Origin of the sequence: Nocardioides sp. (assembly GCF_035503875.1) — a bacterium.
Classification (GTDB): Bacteria; Actinomycetota; Actinomycetes; order Propionibacteriales; family Nocardioidaceae; genus Nocardioides.
Window position 1 is genome coordinate 67618 of the sequence record NZ_DATJTA010000087.1, and the last position, 22866, is coordinate 90483.

Consider the following 22866-nt stretch of genomic DNA (forward strand, 5'->3'; position numbering starts at 1 on the left):
CCTCATCGGCTCCACCCTCGCCCGGGTGAACCTCCAGGACACATATGTCGATCCTCTCCGAGCAGCGCGCGCGCACGGTCTCGGCGACGCCCAGCCGCTCTCTTCGTTACCTACCCGCCTCCGCATTCCTCCTCGACCTCACGATCATCAGCGCCTGCACGGTCATCGCCGTGCTGGGCCGCAAGGAGTTCGGCTTCTTCGACAACCCGGCGGACGTCTCGGCCGCCGTGGCCGTCGCAGGACCGTTCATCGCCGCCGGCTGGCTGCTCGTACTCCTGCTCTTCGGCGCCTACGACAAGAGCGTGTTCGGCGACGGCACCGACGAGTTCAAGCGAGTCACCAACAGCACCCTGATCGCCGCGGCGCTGGTCGGCGTCGGCTGCTACATCCTCAAGGCCGAGCTCAGCCGCGGCTTCTTCGTGCTCGTGTTCGGCCTGGCCCTGCCGCTGCTGCTGCTCGGCCGGGGGCTGCTGCGGCGCACGCTGCACTCCGCACGCCGCCGGGGCGCCCTTCGCCACCGGGTGCTGATCGCCGGATCCCCCTCCCACGTGGACGAGATCGCGGGCGTGCTCCAGCGCGAGTCCTGGCTGGGCTACCAGGTCGTGGGGTGCCTGACCCCTGCTCACGACGTCACCGAGGAGACCCGCCTCGGCGTGCCGGTCCTTGGGAACTCCGACGAGGCGACCTCGGTCGTGCTGGACTCGGGCGCCGACGTGGTGTTCTTCGCCGGCGGCGCGCTCAGTTCGGCCAACCAGATGCGCAAGGTCGTCTGGGACCTGGAGCACCACGACGTCCAGGTGGTTGTGGCCCCGAGCGTCACCGACATCTCCAGCGAGCGGGTCCGGGTGCGCCCGGTCGGGGGTCTGCCGCTGATCCACATCGACCCGCCCGCGTGGAGCGACGCATCCCGCTGGGGCAAGCGGACCTTCGACATGGTCGGATCCGGTGGCCTGATCCTCGCTTTCACCCCGCTGTTCCTGATCGCGGCACTGCGGATCTGGGTGTTCGACCGCGGCCCGATCTTCTTCAGGCAGACCAGGATCGGCAAGGACGGGCAGCCGTTCGGCTGCTTCAAGTTCCGGACCATGGTCGTCAACGCCGAGGCGATGGTGGCCAAGCTCCAGGAGGAGCTGGGCCAGAGCGCGCTGCTGTTCAAGATGAAGGACGACCCGAGAATCACCAAGCCGGGACGGTGGCTCCGACGTTTCTCGGTCGACGAGCTTCCGCAGCTCTTCAACGTCTTCCGCGGCGACATGAGCCTCATCGGGCCGCGCCCGCAGGTGGCCCGCGAGGTCGAGCTGTACGACAACGCCATGAGCAGGCGTTTGCATGTCCGGCCCGGGATGACCGGCCTCTGGCAGGTGTCGGGCCGCAACGACCTGAGCCCCGAAGAGGCCATCCGGCTCGACCTCTACTACGTCGACAACTGGTCGATGGTGCAGGATCTCTCGATCCTCGCCCGTACGTTCGGCGCGGTGTTCTCCAGTCGCGGCGCGTACTGACCCTGCCGTCCGCAGTGGGACCTTCAAGGAGGAGCGAAGGGGCACCGACCCGGCAGCCTCGTCGGGTTCACCGTCGCCCTTCTCCTCCCTCCGCGACCGGTCGGTAGGCTGTGCCCATGCCAGATGTCGACACCGGGGTAGGCCTCGTGATGCTCCTCGTGCACTTCGCGGTGATCGTCGTCTCGATCTTCGCGTTCGTGGTGAGCCTGACCTACTCTCCCCAGGCCTACGACGCCGCCGGCAAGTGGACCAAGCAGGGCTGGACGATCGTCCTCGGGCTCGGCGCGCTGCTGTCCGTCATCGGGATCGGCCTGCCGTTCTTCATCAGCCTCGCATTCCTGATAGCGGCCCTGGTGTTCCTGGCGGACGTCCGTCCTGCGCTCGCGGGCCTGCGTCGGCGCTGACCGACACTTTCTACTCACCTGATTAACAAGTTGCCCAGCTCTGTTAACAAGATCGATCTTCTCCAGCGAAGGGGACGGTTGACTCCCCTAGGGTGAGGGAACCGGGCCTGGGAGGCTGGCCCGACTACCCAGCTGGGGGGCTGAGGGAAGCGATGATCGGCGATTCCGAAGAGCGACCGTGGGGTTCGTGGCACATCCTCGATGAGGGCCACGGCTACAAGGTCAAGCGCATCGAGGTGAAGCCTCACTCGCGGCTGTCCTACCAGACCCACGAGCACCGCAGCGAGCACTGGGTCATCGTCTCCGGCAAGGCGACCTGCATCGTCAGCGGCGAGACGGTCATCGTCGGCCCCGGTGAGTGCGTCGACGTCGATCTCAAGCAGCCGCACCGGATCACCAACATGGAGGACGAGCTGCTCGTCGTCATCGAGGTGCAGCGCGGCGAATACTGCGGCGAGGACGACATCGTCCGCCTCGAGGACGACTACGGCCGCAACGCCTGATCGCTTCGTGGCCGGCCGATGGTCGAGGTCGGCGTGCGGCTCACCGGGTTTCGAGGCTCAGGACTTCGTCCTTCGCACCGCAACCAGCGTCGGATGGATGGCTGCGCGTCGGCCGGACTTCGGCCGGCGCCAACTGAGCAGTCGCGTGTCGATCGGGCGTCAGCCGGCGTCAGGTGAGCAGTAGCGCGCCAGCGCGGTCAGGGCGTCCTCCGGATCGAAGCCGGTAGCGGTGATCTTGGCCAGGTCCAGCACGCTGTTGACGGGCCTCGGCGCCATCTCCTTGCCCGCGGTGTACTCCTCGGTGCTCACCGGGGTCACGTCGTCGGCGGAGCGCCCGCTCAGCCGGAAGACCTCCTTGGCGAGGTCGCACCAGGACATCGCGGGGCCGCCGTTGCTCAGGTTGTAGGTGCCGTACGACGCTCCGCTGTCCAGGAGGTGCCGCGTGGCGCGGGAGAGTTCGCCGGTGAAGGTGAGACGACCGACCTGGTCGTCGACGACCGTCGGGGAGACGCCGTTGCCCGCGAGGGTCTGCATGGTCCGCACGAAGTTCTTGCCGTCGCCGATCACCCACGAGGTCCGCAGCAGGTAGTGGCGCGGAGCCAGGCCGACCGCGATGTCGCCCGCGGCCTTCGTCTGGGCGTAGACCCCGAGGGGGCTCAGCGGCTCGTCCTCGGTGTGCAGCTCGGCGGTGCCGTCGAAGACGTACTCCGAGGAGTAGTGCACCAGGGTGAAGTGGTGCTCGGCGGCGAGTCGGGCCAGCGTGGCCGGCGCACCGGAGTTCGCCGCCCAGGAGATCCGTCGTCCCTCGGGAGTCTCGGCGGCGTCGACCGCGGTGTAGGCCGCGGCATTGAGGACCAGGGCGTACTCGTGCCACGGCCACGCCGCGACCGCGGCGGCGTCGGTGAGGTCGAGGACGGTGACGCCGTCGGCGGCCACCATGTCGACCAGGTCCGAGCCCGGGAACTCGGCGTTCAGCGCGCGGCCGAGCTGACCGTTGGCGCCGATGATCAGCGTCTTCTTCGGAGACATCCGTTCGGCGGCGGCCAGGGACGGGTTGACGAGGTCCTTCTCGGAGATCTCGGCCTCCGCGAGCGGGATCGGCCACGGGATCGCCGCGGTCTCGTCGGCCAGGTTGAGAGCGGGGTACGGCGTCGCCGGTCGCCAGTGCTCGTTGACGAGGTAGGAGTAGGTCACCCCGTCCTCGAGGGTCTGGTAGCTGTTGCCCACGCCGCGCGGCACGAAGACCGCGGTCGCCGGGTCGAGCTCGACGGTGAAGACCGCACCGAAGGAGTCGCCCTCGCGCATGTCGACCCAGGCGCCGAACGCCCGGCCGTTGGCGACCGAGACGAACTTGTCCCACGGCTCGGTGTGGATGCCCCGGGTCGTGCCGCGCTTGGCGTTGAACGACATGTTGTTCTGCACGGGGCCGAAGTCGGGCAGCCCGAGCGCGATCATCTTCTCGCGCTGCCAGTTCTCCTTGAACCAGCCGCGGGCGTCCTCGCGCAGGTCGAGCCGGAGCACGACGAGGCCGGGGATCGGAGTGGTCTCGAGGGTGGGGAGGCTCATGCGGCGCTGCTTTCCGTCGGGTCTGGATCATTCTCGCTGGTGGCTGCGGGGGTCTCGACGGGCGCTCAGGACTTCGTCCTTCGCTGCTCGACCGCCGGGGACGGCTCGACCACCGAGGCGGGCTACTGGCCCTTCGCGGCGTAGGAGGCCTCGGTCTGCTGCTTCGCGGGGCGCCACCAGTCGGCGTGGTCGACGTACCACTGGATGGTGTTGGCCAGGCCGGCGTCGAAGTCGGCGAACTGAGGCTGCCAGCCGAGCTCGGTGCGCAGCTTGGTCGAGTCGATCGCGTAGCGCAGGTCGTGTCCGGCGCGGTCCGTGACGTGGTCGAAGTCGTCGGCGGCCTTCCCGAAGTGCTCCAGGATCATCTGCACGACCTCGAGGTTGTTCTTCTCGCCGTCGGCGCCGATCAGGTAGGTCTCGCCGATCTCGCCCTTGTTGAGGATCGTCCAGACCGCCGACGAGTGGTCGTCGGCGTGGATCCAGTCGCGGACGTTCAGGCCGGCGCCGTACAGCTTGGGACGGATGCCCTCGATCACGTTGGTGATCTGACGGGGGATGAACTTCTCGATGTGCTGCCACGGCCCGTAGTTGTTCGAGCAGTTCGAGATCGTCGCCTGCACCCCGAAGCTGCGGACCCACGCCCGCACCAGCAGGTCGGAGCCGGCCTTGGTGGACGAGTAGGGGCTCGACGGGTTGTACGGCGTCTGCTCGGTGAACCGCTCCGGGTCGTCGAGCTCGAGGTCGCCGTACACCTCGTCGGTGGAGATGTGGTGGAAGCGCACTCCGCTCTTGCGGACCGCCTCGAGCAGCGTGAACGTGCCGATCAGGTTGGTCTGCACGAAGGGGCTCGGGTCGCTGAGGGAGTTGTCGTTGTGCGACTCGGCGGCGTAGTGGACCACCGCGTCATGATTGGCGACCAGCGGCTCGACGACGGAGGCGTCTGCGATGTCGCCGACGACGAGCGACACCCGGTCCTCGGGGAGCCCCGCGAGCGACTCGCGGCTGGCCGCGTAGGTGAGCTTGTCGAGGACGGTGACCGTGGCGTCGGTGTGCTCCACCAGGTGGTGCACGAAGTTGGAGCCGATGAAGCCGGCGCCGCCGGTGACGAGGATGCGCTGCATGGGGTCGATCCTAGAGACCGCGCTCTTTCTGGTGTGCGGTCAGGCGGGATTGGGGAGCCACCTCACATCGGAACCGGCCACCCGCAACCAGTCGCTCCGCATAGTGTTCGCCTATGCGTGGAATCATCCTGGCCGGCGGCACGGGCTCGCGCCTGCACCCGATCACCCTGGGGATCAGCAAGCAGCTCGTGCCGGTCTACGACAAGCCGATGATCTACTACCCGCTCTCCACGCTGATGCTAGCGGGGATCCAGGACGTCCTGATCATCACGACGCCCCACGAGGCGTCGCTCTTCGAGCGGCTGCTCGGTGACGGCTCGCAGTTCGGCATCTCGATCACCTACGCCCAGCAGCCGAGCCCCGACGGTCTGGCGCAGGCCTTCGTCATCGGCGAGGAGCACATCGGCTCCGACAAGGTCGGGCTCGTCCTCGGCGACAACATCTTCTACGGCGAGGGGCTGGGCACTCGGCTGCGACGCTTCGAGAACCTCGACGGCGCGGCGGTCTTCGGCTACCGCGTGGCGGATCCGACGTCGTACGGCGTCGTGGAGTTCGATGACAACGGCGTGGCCCTGTCCCTGGAGGAGAAGCCCGCGCAGCCGAAGAGCAACTACGCGGTCCCGGGGCTGTACTTCTACGACAACGACGTCGTCGGCTACGCGAAGGACCTGAAGCCGTCCGCTCGTGGCGAGCTGGAGATCACGGACCTGAACCGGATCTACCTGGAGGCCGGCCGTCTGCAGGTCGAGGTGCTCCCGCGCGGTTCGGCCTGGCTCGACACCGGGACGTTCGACGACATGAACGACGCCAGCAACTTCGTGCGCACCATCGAACACCGCCAGGGCACCAAGATCGGCGCCCCCGAAGAGGTCGCCTGGCGGCTCGGCTTCATCGACGACGACGGCCTCGCTGAGCGGGCGTCGAAGCTGATGAAGAGCGGGTACGGCGCCTACCTGATGGATTTGCTCCACGACTAGGGGTGACCAGCACGCGGAGAGTGATCCTCAGCTGACATCGGGCGTAACGCGGCGCGCAGTCCAGCAAATGAACGTGACTCAGACGCGCCACTGCCTGGTCCGGCCCAGAGTGTGACTTGCGCCCAATCCGCGCTGGAGTCCAGCACCTACGACTATTCTCAGCCGCTGGCAGTGCGGTCATCGCTAGTTCCCACCAGGCATGAGGTGCAACCAGATGGATCCGGACTCACATGGCTCCGAGCACGGGGCCGAGCCTCCCGGCTGGACGTTCGTCACCGTGACGTACAACAACGCCTCTCAGCTTCGCGAGTCCTGGTCAGGAATCGACCTGGCGGGCCATCGATGGCTCGTCATCGACAACAACTCGACCGACAACTCGGCCCAGGTGGCCGAGTCCCTCGGGGCCGAAGTGGTGCGGCGTAGCGACAACCGCGGGTTCTCCGCCTCCAACAACATCGGCCTTGAAATGGCGACCTCGGAGTGGATCGCTTTCGTCAACCCCGACCTCACGCCAGACCTTCGTTCATTGGAACGGATCGAGAAGCTGTCGTCGACCCACTCCGCGCTGATAGCTCCGCAGCTGGTGAACTTCGACGGTTCTTTCCAGCCGAACGCGAGAGGCTTTCCCACTGTTCCGCAGAAGCTGGCCAACCGAGGTCTGGGAGCCCGGCGCATCGACACATCCAGGTACACACGCGCCTCATTCGAATCTCCCACCTACATCGCCTGGGCCATGGGCGCGGCGATCTGCGGGCCACGTGCGATCTTCGACCAGCTTGGCGGGTGGGACAGCCGCTACTTCATCTACTACGAGGACCACGACCTGGGGCTTCGAGCGTGGCAACAGGGGCATCCGGTCATCCTCGACCCGGACAGTCGATGGATTCACGCATGGCAGCGGGAGACCACCAGCTTCAGGCTTGCCCCTTGGAAGCATGAGCTGCGTTCGGCGTTGATCTTCTATCGGGACTACCCGGAGCTCCTGCTCACTCGCAGGCGGTACGAGTCTGGCCGCTTCGCCGGGCTCGCTTCCCAACTCTGGAGGCCGGCGACGATCAACACCCACGCTCCCGAGGGTCGAGGAGTGTCGTGACGCGGGAAGCAGGTACGCGACCGGTGGATGCGAAGCAGGCCCGAGTGGTCGCCTTCTACCTCCCGCAGTTCCACACCATCCCCGAGAACGATGAATGGTGGGGCAAGGGATTCACCGAGTGGGTGAACGTCCGTCGTGCCGAACCGCAGTACGCCGGACACGACCATCCGAGGGTGGCCGCTGACCTCGGGGAGTACGACCTGACGCAGGACGCCATCAAGGATCAGCAGTCGGCGTTGGCGCGCTCGGCCGGCATCGATGCGTTCTGCATGTACTTCTACTGGTTCAACGGACAGCGGCTGCTCGAGAAGCCCCTGGACCAGTGGCGCGAGCGACCAGACCTGCTCCCCTACTGCGTGTCGTGGGCCAACGAGGCGTGGACGCGACGGTGGGACGGCAAGGAGCACGACGTGCTCATGCCCCAGACCTACGACGATGGCTACGAGAAGCAGTTCTTCGAGGACGTCCTGCCGCACTTCGAGGCGCCGCACTACCTGCGCGTCGATGACCGCCCCATCCTCGTGGTCCACCGCGCGGACCTGATTCCGTCGCCGCGGACCTTTGCTTCCCGCATGCGAGAGCTGGCCGTAGAGGCCCGGATTCCGGGCCTCTACCTCGTCGCCGCGGAGACGAAGCCGGGCATCGATCCCACCACGCTGGGTTTCGATGCGGTGGCCGAGTTCCCTCCCGTGGGCGCCAACACCATCAGCGCCGCATACCTCAGACCCGTCAAGGGCATCTCGCCCGAGTTCCGCGGCCGTCTGATGTCGTACCGTCGCCTGGCACGCCGCTTTCAGCGGCGCCGGCCGCCAGCGTTCGTGCGGCATCCCGGAATCATGCCTGGTTGGGACAACACGGCGCGGCGCGGCGCGAACGCCACGATCTATGCGGGAGCAACGCCGCAACTCTTCGGCGCCTGGGCGCGAACAGCGATAGATCGCGAGACGCGGGCCCGGGGTTCGCGCGGCCTTGTCTTCATCAACGCCTGGAACGAGTGGGCCGAAGGCGCCTACCTCGAGCCGGACCAGACGAACGGAAAGACCTTCCTTGAATCGATGTCGGGCGAGGAGTCGACACGTCACGCGCCCCTCCACCCCGACCATTCCTGGTGGTGGAGCCTTCCGCAGCTAGCCAGCATCGCTCAATCCGCAGCCGGAAGCGTCCTCAACCTCGCGCGCCGTGCCAAGTCATCGCTGCTCAGACCGCCGGGCCGTTGACGCCCCCAAATAGGACCGAGCATGCCGCCGAAGCGGGACGTGTGCCCGTGACCGAAGGTCAGCCAGCCTCCGGCAGGTGGGCCAGGTTCTCGGTTGTCGCCGCGACCGTCCTGCTGATCGTTAGCCAGGTGCTCATCTTCTCGCCCGGGACCGACGTGAGTCCCTATGCGTTCACCACCAACCCACCACTCCCCCGCACGTACGGCGGAGCCACGGTCCAGGTGTGGGCGATCCTCCTGCTCCTGGCGCTCTGCGGAGCGCGCTTCGTATTCAGCTCGCCGCGGTCAGCCAGCTCTGCTTACGGATGGACCGTTGCAGCCGTCGTGACGGTCTCGGCGGCCGGAGCCGTCACGAGCGACAACTTCCCGGTCTTCGCAGAGGGCGTCGGCAAGCTCGTTCTCCCCCTGCTGCTGTTCTTGTGCTTCACCAGTCTCGCCGGCCCCGGCATCGACCGGACACTTACGAAGCTCGTCATCGTCGTGAACCTATTCACCGTCGGGCAGGCCGTCCTTGCCCGAGCCCTCACGGGTCAGTTCGCGGCCAACCGCTACTACATCGAGCTGCCGCAGGAGTACTTCGGCTACTTCTACCACCCGTTTGCATTCGCCGGGATCCTCGGGGCCTGTTCGATCGTGCTGATCAACGAGATCCGGCAACGACGTCATCGCTTCCTCATGACCCTCCTGGTAACGACGAACGTCTTCTTCATCTTCCAGTCGCAGGTGCGGACCTACATCCTGGCTACGGCGATCTCTTTCATCATCTCGCTCATCGGCCTCACCGTGGGCCGCCGAAGTGCCAAGGCGACCTTCCTCATCGCTGGTGTCCTCTCACTTGTGGCCCTGTCGATCGGCAGCGGCCTGGTCGCCGGCTCGCGCAACACCTCCGACGCTTCGTCCGGTCGTCTCGACCGGTGGGCGCTGGACGTCAGCTACACGTGGGACACCGCTTCCGTCGGCCAGCTCCTCTTTGGCGGCGGGCCGGGATACATCTCCGAAATCAACTCTCGTCTTTTCGGCGTACAGATCAACTCCCTCAACGCCCTCATCGACGTCTTCGTGGACTTCGGACTGATCGGGCTGATGCTGGTGGTGGCGGCGTGGGCCACTCTCCTGCGCGAGCACTACTTGCGCGCCGGGAATCCCTTGGTCCTCGCGGTCGTGACTCTGCTCAGCGTCTCGGCGCTCGTCACTAGCCCTATCGAGTTCCCCGCAGTCGCCGTCATGCTGGTGGTGGCCGCGTGGGCGATCAGCCGCCCACCAGCCGCCGAGGACCTCAGCCGTCCAGATGAGCCAGTCCGGTCCCACGCGCACGTAGCTGGAGGTAGCGGGCACTACCGACCGCAGCCTGGACTGCGGAGGCACACGTGAGCCCCCACAACGCGCCCACGGCGCCGCCGGTCGCGTAGCCGACGAAGAAGGCCGGTGGCACGACAGCAGCGGTCCAGAGCCGAATCGGCAAGGTCGACCGGGGCGCCACTAGCCTGAGGGCGAGGTAGGACGTTGTGGTGACGGCTGCGAACACCACCTGGGTCGCCATCGCGGGCAGGAAGTCCATGGCACCGGACCAGCTGTCGCCTAGGACTGCGTCCCCGGCCGCGGTCGGTGTCAGCGCGAGGGCGACACTGAACAAGGCGCACACACCGACGAGCAACGTGGTCAGGAGGATCAGGAACAGGTCGCGACGATGCGGGGGCACCCTGCGCATCAGCGGGGCGCCGAACGAGGCCGCGGCCGCCATCGCCACCGCAAGGGGCCCGTACAGCGTGGCGATGCCACGCACAGAGCCCGTGGCGGCGAGGCCGGTGAGCGCTCCCAGGAGCAGGATGAAGCCCTGACTGGCTGCTCGGACAGCCACGTACTCCCCAATAAAGCGATATCCAAGGAAGTCTCGCCGCCTGAACGCGCTCAGGTCGGGCCGTGAAGTGAAGCTCCAGAGGATCGGATAGCACACCAGACCGGAAAACGCCCCGGCCGCACCCCACACGAAGATCGCGGACGCCGGCGATATCGAAACGTCCAGCACGGACAGGATGGGGAAGGTCGCGACCAGCAGCACGAGCCACAGCCCGTCGGACAGGACGGAGATTTCCATCCGCTGTAAGGCAGAGGCCCCGTAACGAAGTGAATCTTGCGCCAACAGCAGCGGCAGGAACGCCGCGAGCGCCAAGAGGGGGCCGCGCACCGAATCGATGCCGACCGCGGCCACCGCAATGACCACGGCACACGAGACGCCGAGGATCAGCGAGAACGCGATCCCCTCCCGAGCCCGTTCCACCAGTTCACGATCGCCGTAGTCACCCAGGACTACGACCTGTCCGACCGTCGCAGCCACACCACCGACCAGGATCGTGTACAGGATGAAGACGGACGAGAATGCTCCGAAGTCGGCGACACCGAGTGCACGTGCAGCGAAAATGCCGACCACTAGATTCGTCAGGCTCGACAGCACCTGGTCGGCGATCGACAGGACGGCCTGCGTACGGCCAGTCTGGAATCGGCTGCTCTTCATCGTCTGCACGTCAATGGGCGACTACGGCGACAGCAGTGCTCGTCGTCCGGCCTGTCCTTACCTGCCGCTGTTCGCACCGTCGTGATGAGGCCTCAGCGTTCGGAGCGTTTGATCGAGAGGGATGCGCGGCGACAACGCGACCTCGAAGTTGTCCGGAACATGACCGAACGCCACGAGCATCACGATCACTTCGTCGGCTTGGATCGCGAACGCCGACTGGAAGACCTCGTCGTCCTTGGCCGTCTTGCTCCAGTTGAGACACACGCTTCCCAGGCCGCGCGCGTGAAGGCCCAGCACGAAGGACATGGCGAACATCCCGCCGTCGGTCCACGGCTGCATCCGCTCTCCGGCGTTCCAGTAGGCGCGCGTTGACGTCGTGATCACCGCCAACGCTGGCACGTTCTCGGCGAATCCACGCGCGCCGCCCTGGATCGTCAACGCCTTGGCGATGGCGTCCCGCTCCGTGGTGACGTAGATCCGGGAGAACTGCCGGTTGCAGACCGCTGGCGTCTTCTGCGCGGCCCTGGCCGCGAACTCGTAGTCCTCCTGGCCCACCGGCCGGTCATCGAACTGTCGGACCGAGGAGCGGCCAGAAAAGAAGTCGAGCGACACGTCGCGACTCGGGCGCAGGAAGTCCTCACGGGCGATCTCCTTGGTCCCTCCCCGGACGTCGGGCGAACTGCTCAGCAGAGCCGCGATCCGGTCGTACTCCGGGATCTCGTCGACATTCAGACCGGAGCGCTGGTTGAAGCGCACGTAGCCGTCGAGTGCGCCCAGTGCATAGGCCGAGATCTCGTCGTGCCCGAACCGGATGATGTATCGATCGAGGTAGTCGGCTAGGCGGCCCACCGCCTCCCGGCCGAAACCCGGGCGCGGAGCCGGCAAGGAGAGGCCCTTTTCGATGTTGTGGTACAGCATGGTGATCCAAGCGGCCAGATTCTCCTGCGAACTCTCCGGTTGGAGCGAGGACGAGTACCGCATGTAACGCCGTCTGTCCTGTCGGTAGGCCGACCGGAGCGTCGCGTGGCGGAACAGGAACATCGCCGGCTTCGGGAGCAGGCGCTTGATCCTCGACTTGGTCTGGGGCGAAAGTTCCACTGCGGCTTTCCTTACCTATCCTTCGACGACGACGGGGTCCGGTGCACGTCGGCGCGGGCGCCGCGACCGAGCGGCCTCAATGGATGCGGGCCGCGGCCGTCATGAGGCTGCGCAGGTTGTTCTTGTAGATCTCGAGGCGGTCAGCGAAGACAGGGCGCCTCTCGGCGAGCCGGGAGCTCAGCTCCGACCTACCGTCGAGCCAGGTCAGGAACTGCTTCACGGCACCGTCGACGGTCCACTGGGAGTCTCGGATGTCCAGGTAGTAGGGATAGTCCAACGTGTCGTAAAGGCCGTTGAGCTTCTTGCTGTAGCCGATAGGTACGACGGGGGTCCCAGACGAGAACGCGGCGATGGTGGCGTGCATGCGCGCGCCCGAGAAGAAGTCGAGCGATGCGATGTAGTTCTTCACCGCGATCGGGTCCTCGAACCGTGGGGCGACGACGACTTCGGGGAAGTGCTTCGCGACCTCCTCGCACGCCGAGTAGTCGTCCTCGACGGAACCGGGCTCGGCAATGACGTGCGAGATCAGGTGGACGCGGTGGCCCTGGGCCTGCACCTCAGTGATGAGCGCGTGAATGAAGGCCTTGTAGTCGATGGCGAGGTTGAAGTAGTTGTCGCCGTTGTATCCGCCCCGGTAGAGCAACCCCGACACGTTGATACCGACGTGCAGCGCTTGGCCGGGAAGCGGCTCAATAGGCGTCTTTTCGAAGGGCAGCGCGAATGCGACATCGATGACCTCAACGACGTTGCCACGAGCCGACAGCGACTCCGCGAGCTGGGTAGACAGGCGGTCACGCGAGAAGACCGTGACGCATCGGCTCATGACCCGTCGCGCAATAGCCCGCGACGCGGGCTTCTCGAAGGGGCCGATCGTCTGCGGGGCCATCACGGTCGCGACCTTCTTGCGCTGGGCAAGCAGCATCATGTAGCTCTCGGAAATCATCCGATTGAAGCTGTACAGGTCGGTGAACCCGTCACCCGCGTTGATGTTGACGACGAGGTCGCAGCCATCGAAGACCGAGCTGCGCCAATACCGGAGCGGGTGGCGCAGGGTCTGCTTGCTGCTGTCGAACCGTCGGTACTCATACGGGGTGGCCGAGTGCGTGGGTGCGGCCGCTGGCGCCTTCTCGTTCAGAAGGATCCGGTACTCCAAGTCGATCCCCTGCTGCTTGGCCACCTCGTCCATCAGGGCCATGTTGCTGACCGATAAGGCAACGCAACCGAGGTTCGCGTCCTCCAGGTAGTGGGAGAGCAGACCCACGACGAGGCGCTTCTGGCCGCTCACCGGCTTTCCTGCCGGGCCGGGTGCATCATCTGCTGTGGCTCCTTCTGACGTGGGGGCGGAGTTGCTGCCTCGACAGAGGACGGTAGTCGGGCACGGCTACGCCGGGAGCCGATACCGGGCGTTTGTGGCCGAAGTCGCGCGCGGCCCCGTCCCGTGGCTGATCGAACCGGCGCGTGAGGACTGCCTTGACCGCCGCGGCTCTCATCGGGGAGTCGACGGATGAGGTCCGTCGACTCCTGCAAGTACCGACCCACAGCACTAACCCTTCCAGCGCATCATTTCCGGGCTGTTGCCACAACACTGGGGTCCTTCGCCACTCGATGGTCAACGAGAGCGCACATCGGTCTGACCGCCGGACGGGCGGTCAGACCGAACGGTGAGGCGCCCGCGTCAGCGATGGCACCCGGGGCTATTCAGGACCCGCTGTTGATCATCCCGGCCCCCACGGTCACGCCGGTGGCCTCGTCGATCAGGATGAACGACCCGGTGGTCCGGTTCTGCGAGTACGGGTCGCACAGCAGCGGCACCGTGGTGCGCAGCTGGACGCGGCCGATCTCGTTGACGCCGAGCTCCTTGGTCTCCTGGTCGCGGTGCAGAGTGTTGACGTCCAGGCGGTACTGGATGTCCTTGACCAGCGCACGCGCGGTGCGGGTGGTGTGCTTGATGGCCAGCTTCTGCCGGGGCTTGAGCGGGGTTGTGGTCATCCAGCAGACCATCGCGTCGATGTCCTGACTGGGCTGCGGAGCGTTGCGGACGCGGGCGATCATGTCGCCGCGGGAGACGTCGACGTCGTCCTCGAGCCGGATCGTCACGCTCATCGGCGGGAAGGCCTCGGCGATCTCGCGGTCGAAGAGGTCGATGCCGGCGATCGTGGAGGTCATCCCCGAGGGCAGCACGACGACCTCGTCGCCGGGCTTGAAGACGCCGCCGGCGACCATGCCGCCGTAGCCGCGGTAGTCGTGGTGCTCGTCCGACTTCGGGCGTACGACGTACTGGACCGGGAAGCGCGCGTCGATCAGGTCGCGGTCCGAGGCCACGTGCACGTGCTCGAGGTGGTGCATGAGCGTGGGACCGGAGTACCAGCTCATGTTCTCCGAGCGGTTCACGACGTTGTCGCCCGCCAGGGCCGAGATCGGGATGACCTCGAGGTCGGGGATGTTCAGCTTGGTCGCGAACTGGGTGAACTCGGCGTGGATCCGCTCGTAGACCTCCTGGGAGTAGTCGACGAGGTCCATCTTGTTGATCGCGAGCACCAGGTGCGGGACCCGCAGCAGGCTGAGGATGACCGCGTGCCGGCGCGACTGCTCGGTCAGGCCGTTGCGGGCGTCGACCAGCACCAGGCCGAGGTCGGCGGTCGAGGCGCCGGTGACCATGTTCCGGGTGTACTGCACGTGGCCCGGGGTGTCGGCGATGATGAACTTGCGGTTGGGCGTCGCGAAGTAGCGGTACGCCACGTCGATGGTGATGCCCTGCTCGCGCTCCGAGCGGAGACCGTCGGTCAGCAGCGCCAGGTCGGTGTAGTCGTAGCCCTTGGACTGGCTGGTGGCCTCGACGGCCTCCAGCTGGTCCTCGAAGATCGACTTCGAATCGAGCAACAGGCGCCCGATCAGCGTGGACTTGCCGTCGTCGACGGAGCCCGCGGTGGCGAAGCGGAGGAGGTCCATGTTCGTGGCGGGGTTCGTGGCGCTCATCAGAAGTAGCCTTCCTTCTTCCGGTCCTCCATGGCGGCCTCGGAGAACCGGTCGTCACCACGGGTGGCACCACGCTCGGTGAGCTTGGCGATCGAGATCTCGTCGATGATCTCGGGGATGGTCGAGGCCGTGGACTCCACGCACCCGGTCAGCGTGATGTCACCGCACGTGCGGAACCGCACGGTCCGCTCCTCGACGACCTCGCCCTCCCGCAGCGGGTTCAGCGGGGTCTCGCTCATCAGCATGCCGTCGCGCACGAAGACGCGGCGCTGGTGGGAGAAGTAGATCTGGGGGATCTCGATGCCCTCGCGGCCGATGTAGTCCCAGATGTCGAGCTCGGTCCAGTTCGAGATCGGGAAGATGCGCATGTGCTCACCGGCGTGCAGGCGGCCGTTGTAGAGGCTCCACAGCTCGGGGCGCTGGTTCTTCGGGTCCCACTGGCCGAACTCGTCGCGGTGGGAGTAGACCCGCTCCTTGGCGCGCGCCTTCTCCTCGTCACGCCGGCCGCCGCCGAAGGCGGCCGTGAAGCCGTTCTCCTCGATGGCGTTCAGCAGGGTGCCGATCTGCAGGCGGTTGCGCGAGGTCTTCCCGTCGTCGACCACGACGCCGTTGGCGATCGCGTCGTCGATGCTCGCCACGACGAGCTTGACGCCCAGGCGGTTCACCCAGTTGTCGCGTGTCGAGAGGACCTCGGGGAAGTCGAGGCCCGTGTCGACCTGAAGCACCGGGAAGGGGATCTTGGCCGGGTAGAAGGCCTTCTCGGCCAGCCGGAGCATCACGATGGAGTCCTTGCCGCCCGAGAACATCAGGACGGGCTTCTCGAACTCGGCGGCGACCTCACGGAAGATGTGGATCGACTCCGCCTCCAGCTGGTCGAGCTGACTCAGCCGGTAGTCGGCGTGCGTTTCGGTCATGACTGACGGGGGACCTCTCGTCGGGACAGCAGCGACCATCGTATCCGCCGGCGCGCCTGCGCCCTCAAAGCGGACAAGTCCTAGTGTGTTGGCTCACTTCTGACCCGTCGACCGAGTCCCGAAGGGTGGTCGTGTGGGATGGGGCACCTCGCGGCGTGCTCGCCCGATGTGGTGACGTTCTTGCGGGTCTCACAACGGCCACCTGGCGGCGCCGTACCCTCGGACCGTGAAGATCGCCATCGCGGGTATCGGGTACGTCGGCCTCTCCAACGCGGTCGTCCTCGCCCAGCGTCACGAGGTGCGGGCCATCGACCTCGACGCCGAGAAGGTCGCCATGGTCAACCGGCGCGAGTCCCCACTGGAGGACCCCGAGCTGGAGGAGTACCTCGCCGAGCGCCCGCTGCAGCTGCTGGCGACCCTCGACAAGCGGGAGGCCTACGCCGGCGTCGACCTCGTCGTCATCGCGACACCGACCGACTATGACGACCGGACCAACTACTTCGACACTCGGTCCGTCGAGGCCGTGATCTCCGACGTCCTGGAGCTGGCACCCACCGCAACCATGGTCGTGAAGTCGACGGTCCCCGTCGGCTTCACCGCCCGGATGCGCGAGCAGCACCCGGAGGCGGCGATCCTGTTCAGCCCGGAGTTCCTCCGCGAGGGCCGGGCGCTCTACGACAACCTCTACCCCTCGCGCATCGTGGTCGGCGACCGCGGCGAGCGCGGCCGGGCCTTCGCCGACCTGCTGGTCGAGGGCGCCGAGGCCGAGGACGTCCCGGTGCTGCTCACCGACTCCACCGAGGCCGAGGCGATCAAGCTCTTCGCCAACACCTACTTGGCGCTGCGGGTGGCGTACTTCAACGAGCTCGACACCTATGCACTGACGCACGGACTCGACACCGCCCAGATCATCGAGGGCGTCGGGCTGGACCCGCGGATCGGCAGCCACTACAACAACCCGAGCTTCGGGTACGGCGGCTACTGCCTCCCGAAGGACACCAAGCAGCTGCAGGCCAACTACCGCAAGGTGCCGCAGAACCTGATCAGCGCGATCGTCGAGGCCAACACCACGCGCAAGGACTTCATCGCCTCCGACATCCTGAGCCGGCAGCCGCGGACGGTCGGGATCTACCGACTGATCATGAAGGCCGGCTCCGACAACTTCCGGATGTCGTCGATCCAGGGCGTGATGAAGCGGATCAAGGCCAAGGGCGTCGAGGTCGTCGTCTACGAACCGGCGCTGGAGGACGACCTCTTCTTCAACTCCGAGGTGGTGCGCGACCTCGACGAGTTCAAGAAGCGCGCCGACGTCATCGTGGCGAACCGGCGTACCGACGTCCTCGCCGATGTCGCCGACCGGGTCTACACCCGCGACATCTACGGTCGCGACTGACGCTCGCGGGCCAGATACTCGGGGTCCTCGAGCTGGGCCACCGTGGGCGCGCCGAACATCGGCAGCCCCTGCTCCTTGCGTAGGAAGCCCCACACGATCGGCACCAGGACCAGCGTGGCGATCCCGACCCCGGCGATGAGCATCGGGTGGGTCTCGTCGGCACCCAGCAGCGACCAGTTCGACTTGTCGAGCAGGGCGACGCCGGACATCGTCAGGACGACCACGATGCCGCGCCGGATGTAGGACTGCGGCACCCGCGGCGCGATCGTGCTGCCGATCAGGGTGCCGGGCACCGAGCCGAGGACGAGCGGGATGAGGATGCCGAAGTCGATGCCGTTGAGGGCGATGTTGGAGATGGCCGCCGCCAGCACCAGGGGCACGGCCTGGACCAGGTCGGTGCCGACCAGCTTCACCGCGGACAGCCCGGGGTAGAGCATCAGCAGGGCCACCATGATCACCGAGCCCGAGCCGACGCTCGTGATGCCGACCAGCAGGCCGCCGAGCGCACCGACCAGGAGCGTGGGGATCGGCCGCACGGGCGGGTCAGGGTCGCCGGTGGGTCCCCCGGCGCGTACCCGGCGCAGGTTGAGGTAGAGCCGTAGGGCGTACGTCGACGCCGCCAGCAAAAGGGCGAAGCCGATGCTGATGATCAGGGCCTGGTCGAGCTCGTCCGGATCGGTGAACCAGGCGAGGACGTGCGGCCCCAGGAGCGCCGTCGGCACGGAGCCGATGATCAGCCACTTGGCGAGCCCGAGGTTGGGCGAGCCCTCCCGGGCATGCACCACGGCGCCGCCGGACTTGTAGATCGCAGCCGCGGTCAGGTCGGCGGTCACCACCGTCGCGGTCTCGCCGACACCGAGGAAGATCAGCGCCGGCGTCATCAGCGCGCCGCCGCCCATCCCCGTCAGACCGACGACGATCCCGACCAGGAAGCCCGCGACCAGGATCGAGAGTGCGGTGATCGTGACGAGGTCGCTCATGAGGCGGAGACCCGGGTTCCGGCGAGAGCCGGGACGACGACGTGCAGCAGGGTCTCGATCCCTGCCGCGGCCGCTTCGGCGGCGTCCGGCCCGAGGCGGTACGGGTCGCGGACGTCCAGCTGCGCGTCGGCCGCTCCCCGTCGGCGCGCGGCCTCCGTGACGAGTTCACGACCCGACAGGGCGGGGTCGAGCGCCCCGACGGCCTCGGCGAACTGACCGAGGGTGAAGACCTTGCGGAACAGCTGGGGCTGTTCGTCGAGGATGAACGTCCGGTGCGCCGCCTCGGCGGTCAGCACCACGTCGGCGGCCTCGAGGATGTCGCGATCGAGGGGTCGTGACGCGAAGGTGCCGTCGTCCGCCACGCCGCGCGAGCCCATGGTCGCGGCCATGACCTCGTCCATGGCGTGCGCACGGAAGCCGTGCGTGCCGGCGCTCGCGAAGACGACGGGCGCATCCGGGCCTGCCAGGTGGCGGGCCAGCCGCTCCATGAACGGCGAGCGGCAGATGTTCGCCGTACACACGAAGAGGACGTTGAGGGGGGTCGTCGGCTCGGCCGAGGTCGCTTGCGGGCTGCGGGGGTCTCGACGGGCGCTCGTCGCTGGCGCTCCTCCCTGCTCGACCACCGACTCGCTGGTCGAGGTGGCCCCACCGCTGGTTGAGGTGCGAGGAGCGCCAGCGACGCCCCCACCGCTGGTTGAGGTGCGAGAAGCGCCAGCCACGGCCCCACCGCTGGTTGAGGTACGAAGAGCGCCAGCGTCGGCCCCACCGCTGGTTGAGGTGCGAGGAGCGCTAGCGACGAGCCTCGAAACCCCCGCAGCCTCCGCGCCCTCCGTCAGGTCGAGATACCCCGCCTCTCGCAGCCCGGCAATCACGTCCTGGAGCGCGTCCTCGATCGTGCGCCCGGTGGTGTCGACGACGACATCGGCGTCCGTCGGCGCCTCGTACGGCGAAGAGATGCCGGTGAACTCCGGGATCTCCCCCCGCCGGGCCTTCGCGTAGAGCCCCTTGCGGTCGCGGCGCTCGCACTCCTCGAGCGGCGTCGCCACGTGGACGAGGAAGAACGCCCCACCGGCCTCGTCGACCATCGCCCGGACCTGCTGCCGGGTCTCGTCGAAGGGAGCGATCGGGCTGCAGACGGCCACGCCGCCGTGCCGCGAGATCTCCGCGGCAACCCAGCCGATGCGACGGATGTTCGTCTCCCGGTCCGCCTTGGAGAAGGTCAGGCCCGCCGAGAGGTTCCGGCGTACGACATCGCCGTCGAGACTCGTCAGCGTCCGGGTGCCCTGCTCCAGGAGCCGGTCCATCAGCGCCTGGGCGAGCGTGGACTTCCCGCTGCCGGAGAGTCCCGTGAAGAACAGCACCAGACCCTGCCGGTCCGCGGCCGGCTGGTCCTGCTCGACCACCTCGGCCACCGTGGGCGGCAGCTCGTCGTCCTCGGCCGCCTCGGCGAGCCCGAGGACGGGGTCCGGCCCGGCGTAGTTCGCGAGGACCCGCGCGCCCAGCTCGTGGTCGGCCTCCGGGTCGTCGTGTGCCGCGAGCGGCACCGCGAGCACCTCGGCGTCCGCCAGCAGGTCGGCCGCCCGGAGGGTGGCTCGGATCAGCGCGACGGGCGACAGCTCGGGCGTCCCCGCACCGACGAGGGCCACGAGGGCGACCGGACCGACCGCGCGCAGCGCCTCGACCTGCCCCGTCGTCAGGGCGTCGACGACCGGCACGAACGTGCGGCCGGCGAGACGCTCACGGGCGACCGCGGGCGAGAGGTAGAGCCGGCGGAAGGGACCGAACTGCGCGTGCGTCAGCGGCTCGATCTCACCGCCCGGCAAGCTCACCCGCGCCAGCGGCAGACCTTCGGGGTCGACGAGCTCGACCTGTCCCGCCTCCCGCGCCTCCGCCTCGACCGCCGGCGGCAGGCTCAGGGTCACCGGGCTGGCGGGCTCGTCGTACCGCTGCGTTGGGTGCAGCGCTCCGGACACGAGCAGCTCGAGGTCGTCGAGCTCGCGGGGGGTCGGACAGTGCTGCGGGACGGCAGGAGGCACGGGCGTCATCCTGACACGCGCCGCCACCTAGGCTCGCTGTATGTCATCACCGGTGGTCGTGGCCGAGATCGTGCGCTCGGGTTTCGTCGAGGGCCGCCACTACGGCTCGGTCGTCGCGCTCGACACCGACGGCTCCGTCGCGTGGTCGATCGGCGACGCGCAGCACCAGATCCTGCCGCGCTCGTGCAACAAGCCGATCCAGGCGCTCGGCATGGTCCGGGCGGGGCTCGACCTGCCTGCTGACCTGCTCGCACTCGCGTGCGCGTCGCATTCCGGGGAGGACTTCCACGTCGCGGGCGTACGGCGGATCCTGGCCTCGGTGGGGCTGGACGAGGATGCGCTGCAGACTCCCGAGGACTACCCGCTCGACGACGCAGTCCGCGATGACTTGCTGCGGGCGGGTGGCGGCCGGTCGCGGATCCACATGAACTGCTCCGGCAAGCACGCCGCCATGCTCGCGACCTGCGTGGTCAACGGCTGGGACACCTCGACCTATCTGGCCCCCGACCATCCGCTCCAGCAGCGGATCGCCTCGACCTTCGCCGAGCTCACCGGAGAGTCGATCGAGGTCGAGGCCGTCGACGGGTGCGGCGCCCCGCTCCTGTCGACGTCGCTCGTCGGCCTGGCGCGTGCCTTCCGGACTCTCGCCGTCGCGACCAGCGGGCTCGAGCATCGGATCGCCGACGCGATCCGCAGCCACCCGGCGTACGTCTCCGGCACCCACCGCGACGAGCGGACGCTGCTCGGCGCCATCCCCGGTGCCATCGGGAAGGCCGGCGCCGAGTCCTGCTACGCCGTCGCGCTCCCCGACGGACGAGCGTTCGCGCTGAAGACGGACGACGGCGCACCACGGGCGCGGCCGGTGCTGATGGCCGCCGCGCTCCGCAGGGCCGGAATCGACCTGGCCGAGGGAGTGGACGTCGCCGCGGTCCGGTCCACGGGGGCGCACCCGCTCCTCGGCGGCGGCATCCCGGTCGGCGAGATCCGGGCTGTCTTCTAGGCGTCTCACGCGCCGACGAGCCACGACGGCGGCGCCGCCGACGTTGAACACGTCACTCCCAAACGCTGCCGACCGTCGTCGCTCGCACCGATAGAGTGCCGAGCACAGACTCGCCGGCCTCCACCGGCGGGTCTGCGTCGGTCACCAAGCGAACGGAGCCTTCGTGGAACTGCGGGACTACCTTCGTATCCTGCGACGCCGATGGCTGATGATCGCGCTGGTCACCGCCGTGGTGGCGGTGCTCGCCTGCGCCTACACGTTCACCGCGACGCCGATGTACCAGTCCACGGCGCGATTGTTCGTCTCGACGACGTCTGCCACCGACGCTATCCAGGGCAGCAACCTCACCACCCAGCGCGTCTCGTCGTACGCCGACCTCGTCAAGGGCGAGACCCGCGCTCGGAGCGTGATCGACGCCCTCGACCTCGACCTCGCGGCCGACGAGCTGGCCGCCAAGGTCTCCGCCGAGGTCACTCCGGAGACCAACAACCTCCTGATCCGGGTCACCGACCCCGATGCGCGCGAGGCCCAGCGGATCACCCAGAAGTACGCCGAGCAGATGCAGGACCTCGTCGACGAGCTCGAGACCCCTCCCGGCGAGACGACAGCGGTGCTGAAGGCGACGATCGTCGACCCCGCGACGCTCCCTGAGAACCCCTTCTCCCCGCAGCCCGTGCGCAACCTCGCCCTCGGCCTCGTCCTCGGCCTGCTGCTCGGCGTGGGTCTCGCGGTGCTGCGCGAGCTTCTCGACACGACGGTCAAGACCCCCGAGGACCTCACGAGCCGCACGGATGCGCCGCTGCTGGGCGGGATCGCCTACGACGCCAACACCCGCGCCCGTCCGCTGGTCACCGACCTGGAGCCGCACGCACCCCGGGTCGAGGCGTTCCGGGTGCTCCGGACCAACATCCAGTTCGTCGACGTCGACCAGCAGTCCAAGGTCTTCGTCGTCACGTCTGCGGTCCCCGAGGAGGGGAAGACGACCACCGCCCTCAATCTCGCGCTCACCCTGGCCCAAGCAGGTGGCCGGACCCTGCTGATCGAGTGCGACCTGCGCCGCCCGAAGGCGACCGGCGCCCTCGGGATCGACAACGCCGTCGGCGTCACCACCGTCCTGGTCGGCAAGGTCTCCGTCCGCGACGCCCTCCAGCGCCATGAGCCGAGCGGCCTCGACGTGCTCGCCAGCGGCGCCGTACCGCCGAACCCGGCCGAGCTGCTGCAGTCGCGGGCGATGGCCGACATGCTGGCCGGCCTGCGCGCCGACTACGACCACGTCATCATCGACGCTCCCCCGCTGCTGCCGGTCACCGACGCCGCCCTCCTCGCCTCGCAGGCCGACGGGGCCGTCGTCGTGGTGCGCTGGGGCAAGACCACGCGCGACCAGTTCGGCTCCGCGCTCGAGCGGCTGGAGCAGGTCGGCGCCAGGCCGCTCGGCGTCGTGCTCAACATGGTGCCGGCGAACCGGAAGGCCAGCGGGTACGGCTACGGCTACGGATACGGCTACGGATACGGCTACGCGCCCCAGGCCTCCGAGGCCTGAGGCGGCCCGCGCCGCTCAGCGCTGAGCCCGCCCGG

At 67.9% G+C, this 22866-nt stretch carries 19 protein-coding genes; 10 read left to right on the plus strand and 9 right to left on the minus strand.

Annotated elements, in window-relative coordinates; translation table 11 throughout:
* Window positions 1-44 precede the first annotated feature (44 nt).
* The 3 genes from VMF51_RS20465 to VMF51_RS20475 all read left to right on the plus strand — a co-directional run bounded on the left by VMF51_RS20465 (window position 45) and on the right by VMF51_RS20475 (window position 2409).
* Complete coding sequence (locus VMF51_RS20465; RefSeq protein ID WP_325476320.1) at window positions 45-1502, plus strand: sugar transferase; 1458 nt, start codon at window positions 45-47, stop codon at window positions 1500-1502.
* Window positions 1503-1618: 116 nt separating this feature from the next.
* Window positions 1619-1906 (plus strand): DUF2516 family protein, encoded by a 288-nt coding sequence (locus VMF51_RS20470; protein ID WP_325476321.1) that lies wholly within the window; start codon window positions 1619-1621, stop codon window positions 1904-1906.
* Between the two features lie 152 nt (window positions 1907-2058).
* Window positions 2059-2409 carry a phosphomannose isomerase type II C-terminal cupin domain gene (locus VMF51_RS20475; protein WP_325476322.1) on the plus strand — a complete coding sequence of 117 codons (351 nt, stop codon included), beginning with the start codon at window positions 2059-2061 and terminating at the stop codon, window positions 2407-2409.
* A 159-nt stretch (window positions 2410-2568) separates the two neighbouring features.
* On the opposite strand, the gene VMF51_RS20480 is transcribed toward VMF51_RS20475, so the two are convergent.
* Both VMF51_RS20480 and rfbB read right to left on the minus strand, forming a co-directional pair.
* Window positions 2569-3975, minus strand: coding sequence for a bifunctional dTDP-4-dehydrorhamnose 3,5-epimerase family protein/NAD(P)-dependent oxidoreductase (locus VMF51_RS20480; RefSeq protein WP_325476323.1), 1407 nt, complete (start codon window positions 3973-3975; stop codon window positions 2569-2571).
* A gap of 122 nt (window positions 3976-4097) precedes the next feature.
* On the minus strand, window positions 4098-5096 hold the full coding sequence (gene rfbB, locus VMF51_RS20485; RefSeq protein ID WP_325476324.1) for a dTDP-glucose 4,6-dehydratase: 999 nt from the start codon (window positions 5094-5096) through the stop codon (window positions 4098-4100).
* Between the two features lie 113 nt (window positions 5097-5209).
* Here rfbB and rfbA point away from each other — a divergent pair, with 113 nt between their 5' ends.
* From rfbA to VMF51_RS20505, 4 genes are all read left to right on the plus strand, one after another.
* Window positions 5210-6073: a glucose-1-phosphate thymidylyltransferase RfbA gene (gene rfbA / locus VMF51_RS20490; protein WP_325476325.1), complete on the plus strand. Its 864-nt coding sequence runs from the start codon at window positions 5210-5212 to the stop codon at window positions 6071-6073.
* Window positions 6074-6287: 214 nt separating this feature from the next.
* A complete protein-coding gene (locus VMF51_RS20495) occupies window positions 6288-7166 on the plus strand; it encodes a glycosyltransferase family 2 protein (protein ID WP_325476326.1) in 879 nt (292 codons plus the stop codon).
* Window positions 7167-7189: 23 nt separating this feature from the next.
* Entirely contained in the window at window positions 7190-8383 is a 1194-nt protein-coding gene (locus VMF51_RS20500; RefSeq protein WP_325476327.1) for a glycoside hydrolase family 99-like domain-containing protein, read from the plus strand.
* A gap of 47 nt (window positions 8384-8430) precedes the next feature.
* Complete coding sequence (locus tag VMF51_RS20505) at window positions 8431-9753, plus strand: O-antigen ligase family protein (RefSeq protein ID WP_325476328.1); 1323 nt, start codon at window positions 8431-8433, stop codon at window positions 9751-9753.
* On the opposite strand, the gene VMF51_RS20510 is transcribed toward VMF51_RS20505, so the two are convergent.
* From VMF51_RS20510 to cysD, 5 genes are all read right to left on the minus strand, one after another.
* Window positions 9659-10894 carry a hypothetical protein gene (locus VMF51_RS20510; protein ID WP_325476329.1) on the minus strand — a complete coding sequence of 412 codons (1236 nt, stop codon included), beginning with the start codon at window positions 10892-10894 and terminating at the stop codon, window positions 9659-9661. The two genes, VMF51_RS20505 and VMF51_RS20510, sit on opposite strands and share 95 nt — an antisense overlap.
* 57 nt (window positions 10895-10951) lie before the next feature.
* Entirely contained in the window at window positions 10952-11992 is a 1041-nt protein-coding gene (locus tag VMF51_RS20515) for a nitroreductase family protein (RefSeq protein WP_325476330.1), read from the minus strand.
* Between the two features lie 76 nt (window positions 11993-12068).
* The gene (locus VMF51_RS20520; RefSeq protein WP_325476331.1) at window positions 12069-13277 is read right to left on the minus strand and encodes a polysaccharide pyruvyl transferase family protein; all 1209 of its coding nucleotides are present in this window, start codon (window positions 13275-13277) and stop codon (window positions 12069-12071) included.
* Window positions 13278-13690: 413 nt separating this feature from the next.
* Entirely contained in the window at window positions 13691-14968 is a 1278-nt protein-coding gene (locus VMF51_RS20525; protein WP_325476332.1) for a sulfate adenylyltransferase subunit 1, read from the minus strand.
* Window positions 14968-15882, minus strand: a complete 915-nt coding sequence (cysD, locus tag VMF51_RS20530) for a sulfate adenylyltransferase subunit CysD (RefSeq protein WP_325476333.1) — start codon at window positions 15880-15882, stop codon at window positions 14968-14970. The genes VMF51_RS20525 and cysD overlap by 1 nt, the downstream gene beginning before the upstream one ends.
* Window positions 15883-16108: 226 nt before the next feature.
* Here cysD and VMF51_RS20535 point away from each other — a divergent pair, with 226 nt between their 5' ends.
* Complete coding sequence (locus tag VMF51_RS20535; protein WP_325476334.1) at window positions 16109-17275, plus strand: nucleotide sugar dehydrogenase; 1167 nt, start codon at window positions 16109-16111, stop codon at window positions 17273-17275.
* Here the strand turns inward: VMF51_RS20535 and VMF51_RS20540 are convergent.
* Window positions 17260-18255, minus strand: coding sequence for a sulfite exporter TauE/SafE family protein (locus VMF51_RS20540; RefSeq protein WP_325476335.1), 996 nt, complete (start codon window positions 18253-18255; stop codon window positions 17260-17262). The two genes, VMF51_RS20535 and VMF51_RS20540, sit on opposite strands and share 16 nt — an antisense overlap.
* Entirely contained in the window at window positions 18252-20291 is a 2040-nt protein-coding gene (gene cysC, locus VMF51_RS20545) for an adenylyl-sulfate kinase (RefSeq protein ID WP_325476336.1), read from the minus strand. The genes VMF51_RS20540 and cysC overlap by 4 nt, the downstream gene beginning before the upstream one ends.
* A 40-nt stretch (window positions 20292-20331) precedes the next feature.
* On the opposite strand from cysC, the gene VMF51_RS20550 reads away from it, so the two are divergent.
* Together VMF51_RS20550 and VMF51_RS20555 are read left to right on the plus strand one after the other, a co-directional pair.
* Window positions 20332-21291 (plus strand): asparaginase, encoded by a 960-nt coding sequence (locus VMF51_RS20550; RefSeq protein ID WP_325476337.1) that lies wholly within the window; start codon window positions 20332-20334, stop codon window positions 21289-21291.
* Window positions 21292-21454: 163 nt separating this feature from the next.
* A complete protein-coding gene (locus tag VMF51_RS20555; RefSeq protein WP_325476338.1) occupies window positions 21455-22831 on the plus strand; it encodes a polysaccharide biosynthesis tyrosine autokinase in 1377 nt (458 codons plus the stop codon).
* The last annotated feature ends 35 nt before the right edge of the window (window positions 22832-22866 follow it).

Coding starts and splice junctions, on each gene's coding strand:
- VMF51_RS20465 (WP_325476320.1), top strand. CDS start 45: ATGTCGATCCTCTCCGAGCAGCGCGCGCGCACGGTCTCGGCGACGCCC.
- VMF51_RS20470 (WP_325476321.1), top strand. CDS start 1,619: ATGCCAGATGTCGACACCGGGGTAGGCCTCGTGATGCTCCTCGTGCAC.
- VMF51_RS20475 (WP_325476322.1), top strand. CDS start 2,059: ATGATCGGCGATTCCGAAGAGCGACCGTGGGGTTCGTGGCACATCCTC.
- VMF51_RS20480 (WP_325476323.1), bottom strand. CDS start 3,975: ATGAGCCTCCCCACCCTCGAGACCACTCCGATCCCCGGCCTCGTCGTG.
- rfbB (WP_325476324.1), bottom strand. CDS start 5,096: ATGCAGCGCATCCTCGTCACCGGCGGCGCCGGCTTCATCGGCTCCAAC.
- rfbA (WP_325476325.1), top strand. CDS start 5,210: ATGCGTGGAATCATCCTGGCCGGCGGCACGGGCTCGCGCCTGCACCCG.
- VMF51_RS20495 (WP_325476326.1), top strand. CDS start 6,288: ATGGATCCGGACTCACATGGCTCCGAGCACGGGGCCGAGCCTCCCGGC.
- VMF51_RS20510 (WP_325476329.1), bottom strand. CDS start 10,894: ATGAAGAGCAGCCGATTCCAGACTGGCCGTACGCAGGCCGTCCTGTCG.
- VMF51_RS20525 (WP_325476332.1), bottom strand. CDS start 14,968: ATGAGCGCCACGAACCCCGCCACGAACATGGACCTCCTCCGCTTCGCC.
- cysD (WP_325476333.1), bottom strand. CDS start 15,882: ATGACCGAAACGCACGCCGACTACCGGCTGAGTCAGCTCGACCAGCTG.
- VMF51_RS20540 (WP_325476335.1), bottom strand. CDS start 18,255: ATGAGCGACCTCGTCACGATCACCGCACTCTCGATCCTGGTCGCGGGC.
- VMF51_RS20550 (WP_325476337.1), top strand. CDS start 20,332: ATGTCATCACCGGTGGTCGTGGCCGAGATCGTGCGCTCGGGTTTCGTC.